Annotated in this window: 5 protein-coding genes, 1 tRNA gene and 1 rRNA gene; all 7 read right to left on the bottom strand. The window is 38.3% G+C overall.

Translation table 11 applies throughout. From position 1 onward, the window contains the following. Positions 1 to 152: 152 nt before the first annotated feature. Entirely contained in the window at positions 153 to 2,225 is a 2,073-nt protein-coding gene (fusA, locus tag NSA47_RS15225) for an elongation factor G (RefSeq protein ID WP_257533541.1), read from the bottom strand. 279 nt (positions 2,226 to 2,504) lie between these two features. Then, positions 2,505 to 3,350 (bottom strand): YitT family protein, encoded by an 846-nt coding sequence (locus tag NSA47_RS15220; RefSeq protein WP_257533539.1) that lies wholly within the window; start codon positions 3,348 to 3,350, stop codon positions 2,505 to 2,507. A gap of 153 nt (positions 3,351 to 3,503) precedes the next feature. Then, the gene (gene dhaL / locus NSA47_RS15215) at positions 3,504 to 4,157 is read right to left on the bottom strand and encodes a dihydroxyacetone kinase subunit DhaL (RefSeq protein ID WP_257533537.1); all 654 of its coding nucleotides are present in this window, start codon (positions 4,155 to 4,157) and stop codon (positions 3,504 to 3,506) included. Positions 4,158 to 4,170: 13 nt separating this feature from the next. Then, positions 4,171 to 5,169 carry a dihydroxyacetone kinase subunit DhaK gene (locus tag NSA47_RS15210; protein ID WP_257533535.1) on the bottom strand — a complete coding sequence of 333 codons (999 nt, stop codon included), beginning with the start codon at positions 5,167 to 5,169 and terminating at the stop codon, positions 4,171 to 4,173. A 123-nt stretch (positions 5,170 to 5,292) separates the two neighbouring features. Next, positions 5,293 to 5,685, bottom strand: a complete 393-nt coding sequence (dhaM, locus tag NSA47_RS15205) for a dihydroxyacetone kinase phosphoryl donor subunit DhaM (RefSeq protein ID WP_257533533.1) — start codon at positions 5,683 to 5,685, stop codon at positions 5,293 to 5,295. 127 nt (positions 5,686 to 5,812) lie between these two features. Beyond that, positions 5,813 to 5,887: transfer RNA gene (locus tag NSA47_RS15200), tRNA-Asn, on the bottom strand. Positions 5,888 to 5,893: 6 nt separating this feature from the next. After that, positions 5,894 to 6,010 (bottom strand): 5S ribosomal RNA (gene rrf, locus NSA47_RS15195). Positions 6,011 to 6,016 lie beyond the last annotated feature (6 nt).

The raw sequence follows: 6,016 nt of genomic DNA, 5'->3' as shown, positions 1-6,016 counted from the left end.
TATAACCTCCTTCGCCACGTAAATATGCATCTACAACTTTCTTTTTAAACTCATAACTGTATACAGCCATAAAAATACCGACCTCCAATCGTTAGATTTTTGGTCTAACTTTTGGGGGTCGGTACAGAAATTTTCAAAGTGTTTTTTATATATTATTCTTCTATTGTCGCCTCTTCAATTACTTTTTCAGCCAGTTGCTCTGGTAATTCTTCATAACGGGCAAACTCCATCATAAACTCTCCTCTGGCCTGGGTCATGGATCGAAGATCTGTGGCATATTTGGACATTTCGGATAAGGGAGCCTCTGCAATTATCTTTTGATAGCCCTCGGCTGGTTCCATTCCTAGTATCCTTCCTCTTTTTTTATTTAAATCTCCCATGATATCTCCCATATATTCATCGGGTACAACAATCTCTAGATGATAAATGGGTTCTAATAATACTGGGCTTGCTTCTTTTATTCCTTTTTTAAAAGCTAAAGAAGCTGCCATTTTAAAAGACATCTCATCCGAATCCACGCTGTGGAAAGAACCATCAAAGAGTGTACACCTTACTCCTGTAACAGGGTATTTCGCTAAAATTCCTTCTTCTAAACATTCTCTTAACCCTTTTTCTACTGCTGGGATATATTGGCGGGGTACCGCTCCCCCTACTACCTTATCTACAAATTCAAATTCTTCCTCTTCACCAAATAGGGGTTCAAAATCAACATAAATATGTCCAAATTGCCCTCTACCCCCCGATTGCTTTTTATGTTTCCCTTCAGAGGTGGCTTTGCTTTTTATGGTTTCACGATAGGGAATTCTGGGATCTTTTAGCAGTACATCTACTCCAAATTTGTTATGCAGTCGTTTACTTATGATGTCTAAATGCATTTCTCCCAACCCTGATATCAAGGTTTCCTTGGTTTCTCTATTTCTATATATCGTAAAAGTAGGATCTTCCTCCATCAATCTGTGTAATCCCATTCCGATTTTATCCTCATCTCCCTTTGCTTTGGGCACAATAGCTTGGGATATTATGGGCTTAGGAAAATCTATGGCTTGATATAATATGGGGTGTTCAGCATCACATAGGGTATCTCCGGTAGTGGTGGATTGTAGTTTGGAAAAGGCTCCTAAATCTCCTGCACTTAATTTTTCCACCTCGACTTGTTTTTTCCCGCTTAGTACATATAAATGACTTAGCTTCTCCTTTTTGTCTTTGGTCACGTTGTATATCTCTCCATTGGGAGATAAGGTGCCTGACATCACTTTAAATAGGGAAAGCTTTCCTACATAGGGGTCTACGATTGTTTTAAATACTAATGCTGAAAAAGGTTCATCGGTTTTATAGGATCGTTCAACTTCTTTATCATTTTGGGGGTTATTGCCATGAACTTTGTGACCCTCATGGGGGGCAGGGTAAAAGTTTATAATGACATCCATCAGACTTTCTACTCCGATATTTTGTGCGGCTGAACCACATACCACGGGTATTAAATCTCCCTCTAATACGCCCTGTTTTAATCCCTGATAGATTTCTTCAGAGGTTAATTCTTCACCATCAAAATATTTTTCCATTAACTCCTCGCTGGTTTGGGCTACCGATTCTATAATCATTTCTCTATAAGTGGAGATTTCCTCTTCCATTCCCTGGGGCAGTTCTGCATCCACACATTTTTGTCCTTTCTTGACCTTTGCCTTCATATCCACTACATTGACAATGCCCTTAAAGGTTTCTGATTCTCCCATAGGAATTAAAAAGGGGACGACGATATTTCCAAAATACTCCCTTAATTGCTCCAATACTCTTTTGAAATTTGCGTTTTCTCTATCCATCTTATTGATCATGACTATGCTGGGAATGTCTCTATCCTTTACTGCTTTAAAAGCCTTTTCCGTTCCTACTTCCATTCCCGATACAGCATCCACTACTACCACAGCGCTATCTACTACTCTTAGGGTTGCAATCATTTCACCTACAAAATCAAAGTATCCTGGAGTGTCCATTACGTTCATTTTATAATTATTAAATTCTAGTGGTACCAATGCGCTACTGATTGAGATGGCTCTTCTAACTTCTTCGGGATCATAATCTGAAACTGTGGAACCATCTTCTACTTTTCCCATTCTATCGATGAGTCCCGCATTAAATGCCATTGCCTCTACTAAGGTGGTTTTTCCACAACCACCGTGACCAATTATTCCAATATTTCTTAGATCCTTGGTTTCATACACTTTCATAGCTGCTTCCCCCTCACTTGATTTTAATAATTGTTTGAATAATGATAATATTCTAGCTTAAATCCTAAAATCCTTTTTTTACTTTTGTTTTTTGGATTTAATACTCTATTTATATTTTTATATAATAACTTGTATATTATTCTCAATATGTCCAATCTTTTCATAAAATCAAGGAAAGATAGCTTTAACCACATAACTAAAAATCCCCCTACCTTCTAGCTTACCTTGTGAACAAGGTAAGCTAGAAGGTAGGGGGAATGATGTCACACTTAACTGGGCTTAGTCCCTATTTTTGAACCCTTTTCCTACCACTTCTGCTGCATCCAGCACAGTAATAAATGCTCCCTCATCAATATCCAATAAGATTTCTCTGATTTTTGCCAATTGAAAAGGGGTAACTAAACAAAATACAATTTTTTTGGATTCCTGGGTATAGCCCCCTTGTCCCTCTAATAAGGTCACCCCTCTTTTAATCTGATTGATAATGGCTTGTCTGGCTTCCTCTGGTTTCTCGGTAATAACCAGTATAGCTTTTTTACGATCCAATCCTTGTTGTACCTTATCAATCATCAAGGAATTTATATATATAGAAATCAGCGTGTATAATCCTAGTCTTACACCGAAAACCAAGGAGGAAAACAGAACAATGGTGGCATTTACAGTGAACATCGTGGTGCCTACATCCACCGAGAAATATTTTTTTATGATTACCGCTATGATATCCGTTCCCCCTGTTGTTCCCCTGTTGGCAAATACAATTCCAGAACCTAGACCGGTAATTACACCTCCAAAAACCGCCGATAGCAAAACATCATCCACAAATACTGGCAACCTAGTTGTCCAGGTAACAAAAAGAGACAAACTTACAGTCCCAATTAGACTAATGATAATAAATGGCCTACTGACCAATTTATATCCTAGGACAAACACCGGAATATTTAGTAAAAATATCATTAATCCTACTGGTAAACCTGTTATGTAGTTTAAAAGAATACTAAGACCTGTTACGCCTCCACTTAGTAGGTGGTGAGGCACTAAAAAACCATTAATACCTATTGCTAGAAGTAAACATCCTAGTAAAACTATAGATATTCTCCTAGCATCTAGAGTTATCTTTTTACCCAATGTAAACATCTTCCTTCCTGGTGACCTAATAATAATTGCTGTTCTATATAGATTATATGTTATTTTGCATTTTATATAAATAATATAAGTAAAAAATTATACAAAAATACCCATAGTTAAAACTATGGGCATTTAAATATTTCAATTCTATTCTTATTTTGCTATTTTGATTAAGTTATTTTCTATGGTTTCTAAGATTAGAGTAGCTGAAACCGCTCCTGGATCGATATGGCCTATGGCTCTTTCTCCTAATCTCATGGCCCTTCCCTTTTTAGCAACCAAAGGAATGGTAGTCTGGGCCCCTTTTCTACTGGCTTCTACAAAGATATGGAATGCTTCTAAGGGCTCCTTATTCTCCTCTATGGCTTGAGTGAATTCATCCAGGGCTGGTCTTAGGGCATCCACCATGGTTTTATCCCCCACCACGGCCTTCCCTCTATTTTCTATGGCCTCAATACCCGCTTTTAGCATTTCATAAAAATCGTAAAAGTGAATTTTTTCCTTGCCCTTTACTGGTACGCCTAGTTTCATAAAAAAACTTCCATATAGTGGACCTGACGCCCCTCCTATTTTTCCTAAAAGAATCATCCCCACTTTTCTGCAAATATTAGAAATATCTTCTTCTTGTAATTCCTCTATTTTTGCAATGACTCCTCTAAAGCCAATGGACATATTGATCCCATGATCCCCATCTCCTATATCGGAATCCAATTTGGATAAATAATCCCGGTTTTCTTCCACCATATCCTTTAAATCCTTTATTACATTGATAAAAAAGGTTTTATCTACTACAAATTCTTGATACATTAGACCTATCCCCTTATGCTTCAATTTTAAAATAGGGCGTATCACATGGATAATCTAATAGTTCTTTTAATTCATGATCCACCTTCACTAAAGTAATTCCCATGCCTATCATATCCATGGAAGTTGCATAGTTTCCCACCAATGCCCTATGAATTTTTATTCCTTTTTCCTTTAAAACTTGAGCTACTCTTCTATGACATACATATAGATCCATAAGAGGAAGTCCACCTAGACCATTAACTAATACATAGGCTTCTTCTCCTGGTTGATAGGGAAGGTCCTCTAATATATATGCTAACATTTCATCCACTACTTCATCTGCTGGCTTAAGTTTTGTTCTTCTCACACCGGGTTCTCCATGTATGCCCATACCTATTTCCATATCTCCTTCTTCCATTTCAAAGATAGGTTTGCCTGTTACTGGTAATGTGGAGGAAGAAAGGGCAACTCCCATGGATCTTGTATGGTCATTGGCCTTTATGGCCGCAGCCTTCACCGCATCTAAATCTGCCCCCATAGCAGCCTTAGCAGCAGCAGCTTTAAATACAATAATATCTCCAGCAACTCCTCTTCTGTCTTCTACCACTTTAGAGGAGTAAACGTCATCGGTGATCAATACTGTTTCTACTCTTATGCCATCATCAGCAGCCATTTCAGCGCCCATATCAAAATTCATCACATCTCCCGCATAGTTTCCATACATGTACAAACAGCCTCTGCCCTGGTCTACAGCTTTTACAGAGTTGTAGCAAGGTTCAGGTGAAGGAGATGTATTGATATTTCCGATAACTGCAGCGTCTGCAAAGTTTTTTCCTATATAGCCTAAAAATAGTGGTTCGTGACCCGACCCTCCCCCTACGATTATTCCAACTTTTGGTTCGGGTGAAGGATGTTTTGTCACAACTACACGGTTGTCATGCTCTAAAAGTTCTACATAATCACAATTCGCCTCACAATATCCTTCCAACATTTCCTCCACGACTTCATATGGATCATTTACCAATCTTCTCATCCTCTATTCCCCCTTTTTATTCATACAAAAAGCATGATAAATTTATTTTGTCTTTTATCATGCTTCTTATCATGTCCCATATTATAAAGATATGAATGCCCCTATAATCTTAGACTAGGAATATTAAAATTTATTCATTGTTTTTGCTTCTCTGGCAGCATGGACAATTTCCTCCACATTGCTGGTAATCGAAGCTTGAATAATGGCTGCTATAGCCCCTTCTACAATAGGTGCATCGATTAGAATAACCTTTTCTTCAATAGACTTATCTAACAAATCCATCGCCATTTGTGTTGCCATAATCGAGCTGCCCAGATCCATTAAAACAAAAATATTGGCATCATTAGAAACCTCTTCAATTGCTTGCTTAATTGCAAAGGAATTGGTACCAATTCTCCCATCTTCGGTACCCCCTACCGCTTTTATCATTGCTTGTCCGGGATTCATTTCCCCTACTAATTCCTTGACTCCTTCAGCTATTTTCTTACTATGCGATACAATTATAAAACTTGCCATGGTTTCATCCCCCTATGCTTGTTTTACCCTCTACTTATTTAACATATTATGAAGAAATACAAGGGAATATACCGATATAAAACAACAAAAAAATTCACACCTTTGTGTGAATTTAAGTAAAAAAAAATGGCTCCCCAGGCTGGATTCGAACCAGCAACCTATCGGTTAACAGCCGAGTGCTCCACCGTTGAGCTACTGAGGAATAAAAATCCCGCAACGACCTACTCTCCCAGGACGTCACCGTCCAAGTACCATCAGCGCTGGAGGGCTTAACTTCTGTGTTCGGTATGGGAACAGGTGTGACCCCTCCGCTATTGTCACGGAATCTTTC

Origin of the sequence: Irregularibacter muris (assembly GCF_024622505.1) — a bacterium.
Lineage (GTDB): Bacteria > Bacillota > Clostridia > Eubacteriales > Garciellaceae > Irregularibacter > Irregularibacter muris.
The sequence above is the reverse complement of the archived record's forward strand: the minus strand, read 5'-3'. Positions and strand labels throughout refer to the sequence as shown.

Coding starts and splice junctions, on each gene's coding strand:
- dhaL (WP_257533537.1), bottom strand. CDS start 4,157: ATGTATCAAGAATTTGTAGTAGATAAAACCTTTTTTATCAATGTAATA.
- fusA (WP_257533541.1), bottom strand. CDS start 2,225: ATGAAAGTGTATGAAACCAAGGATCTAAGAAATATTGGAATAATTGGT.
- NSA47_RS15210 (WP_257533535.1), bottom strand. CDS start 5,169: ATGAGAAGATTGGTAAATGATCCATATGAAGTCGTGGAGGAAATGTTG.
- dhaM (WP_257533533.1), bottom strand. CDS start 5,685: ATGGCAAGTTTTATAATTGTATCGCATAGTAAGAAAATAGCTGAAGGA.